The sequence below is a fragment of the Streptomyces sp. L500 genome (assembly GCF_054551825.1).
The window spans coordinates 1-2,078 of record NZ_JBTOLC010000113.1 but is presented as its reverse complement, the minus strand read 5'-3'; the positions used below and the strand labels follow the sequence as shown (position 1 = coordinate 2,078).

At 70.9% G+C, this 2,078-nt stretch carries 1 protein-coding gene; it reads right to left on the bottom strand.

Translation table 11 applies throughout. From position 1 onward, the window contains the following. Positions 1-69: 69 nt before the first annotated feature. Entirely contained in the window at positions 70-1,656 is a 1,587-nt protein-coding gene (locus ACX9I7_RS32535) for a M4 family metallopeptidase (protein ID WP_459389390.1), read from the bottom strand. Positions 1,657-2,078 lie beyond the last annotated feature (422 nt).

The following is a 2,078-nucleotide window of genomic DNA, read 5'->3' as shown; positions in this document are numbered from 1 at the left end:
AGCACCGGAACCGCTACATCACCAGGGCGGCGGCACCCCATCACCGGGGTGCCGCCGCCCTTTCGTGGGTCAGGCGACGTTGACGGCGGTCCAGGTGTCACCGACGACCTGGTACTCCGTGCTGCCGCTGCCGTAGAGGTCGGCGGCGGCCTGGAGGGTGGCCTGGCGGGCGGCCGCGTAGTCGGTGGTCGACGTCATGTACGTGGTCAGCGCCTTGTACCAGACGGCCAGGGCCTTGTCCCGGCCGATGCCGGGGACGGAGGAGCCGTCGTAGGTGGGGCTGTTGTACGTGACGCCGTTGACCGTCTTCGTACCGCTGCCCTCCGCGAGCAGGTAGAAGTAGTGGTTGGCGATGCCCGACGAGTAGTGGACGTCGACGCCGCCGGCGTCGGGGCTCCAGTAGTCGAGGGAGGCGCCGTCCTTGCTGGGCTGGTCCATGTAGCGCAGCGGGGTGCCGTTGCCGTTGATGTCGATCTTCTCGCCGATGAGGTAGTTCCCCGGGTTGTTCGGGTTCTTGGCGAAGAACTCCACACCGGTGGCGAAGATGTCGCTGGTCGCCTCGTTGAGGCCGCCGGACTCCCCGCTGTACTCCAGGCCCGCGGTGGCCGAGGTGACACCGTGGGTCATCTCGTGGCCCGCGACGTCGAGGGAGGTCAGGGGGTGGGTGTTGCCCTGGCCGTCGCCGTAGGTCATGCAGAAGCAGCTGTCGTCCCAGAAGGCGTTCACGTAGCTGTTGCCGTAGTGGACGCGGGAGTAGGACGCGACGCCGTCGTTGCGGATGCCGTTGCGGCCGAAGGTCTGCTTGTAGAAGTCCCAGGTCTCCTGCGCGCCGTAGTGGGCGTCGACGGCGGCGGTCTGCCGGTTGCTCGTGCTGCCGTTGCCCCAGACGTCGGAGGAGTTGGTGAAGAGCGTGCCGCTGCCGGAGGTGCCCTGGCGCAGGTCGGTGGTCTGGTGTCCGCCGCGCGTGTTGTCACGCATCTGGTACGAGCTGCCGCTCTTCGTGGTGCCGATGGTGACCCGGCCGTTGTACTGCCCCGTGCCGGTACCGGTCTCGATGCCGTCGAACGCGTAGAGCTTCTTGCCGCTGGTGGCGTCGGTGATGACGTGCAGCTGGCTGGGGGTGCCGTCCTTCTGCGTGCCGGTCACCACCGACTCCCAGGCCAGCACCGGCTTGCCGGAGGCGGCCCAGACGACCTTGCGCACGGTGTCCTGGGCCGGGCGGGCGAGGCTGGCGTCGGAGGCGTGCGCGAGCGCGGTCCGCTGCGCGGTGGTGGCGGGAACCTCGGGGGTGGTGCTGGGCACGGCGACGCTCCGGGACGTCGCCTTGGTGACGGTGCGCCGGTCGCCCTTGACGTGCACGACCAGGTCGCCGCCGAGGACGGGCAGTCCCGCGTACGTCCGGTCGTAGCGGGTGTGCACGGTGCCGTCGGCGTCCTTGACGACGTCCCTGGCGATCAGCCGCTCCTGCGTGCCGAGGCCCAGCGACCGGGCGGTGGCCCCGGAGCCGTCCTGGGCGGCGGATATCAGGGCGGTGCGCTGGGCGGGGGACGTCGCGGCGGCACCGGCCGACGCCGCCGTACCCGGCGCGGCGCCGGCGGTGCCGGCCTGGACGCCCGCGGCCACCATCGCGGCCGCGGCGACGAACGCCGCGCTCATCCGCGTCCGGCGGGCGGAGCGGAGGGAGGAACGGCGGTCGTCATGGGGGGTGGGTCTCACGCGAACTCCTTGGGCCCGGCCGTTTCGACGGCCTGCTGCGGGCCCGGCGGCGGGTCGCCGCCGGGGTCGTGCCTGCTGTGCCTTCGGTGGGGTCGTGCGGGCCCGTGCGGGGACGAGCCGTGGTGAGCGTGCCACCGAATCCATGCGCTTGGCAGGTCCACGACGAAGAGTTGGTCGTGAGTTGACCGATGGATGGGGGAATGACACCGATTACCGGACAGCGAGCGCAGCGTGTTCACGGCGTCGCTCGGCGTGGACGACGAGGGGCCGCGCTGTGAGGCCGCTCATGGGAGCTGGATCACATACGAAGACGGATAGTGGAGCGCCGATTCGCCCTGCGGCGCGAAGCGGGGATTCTCCGG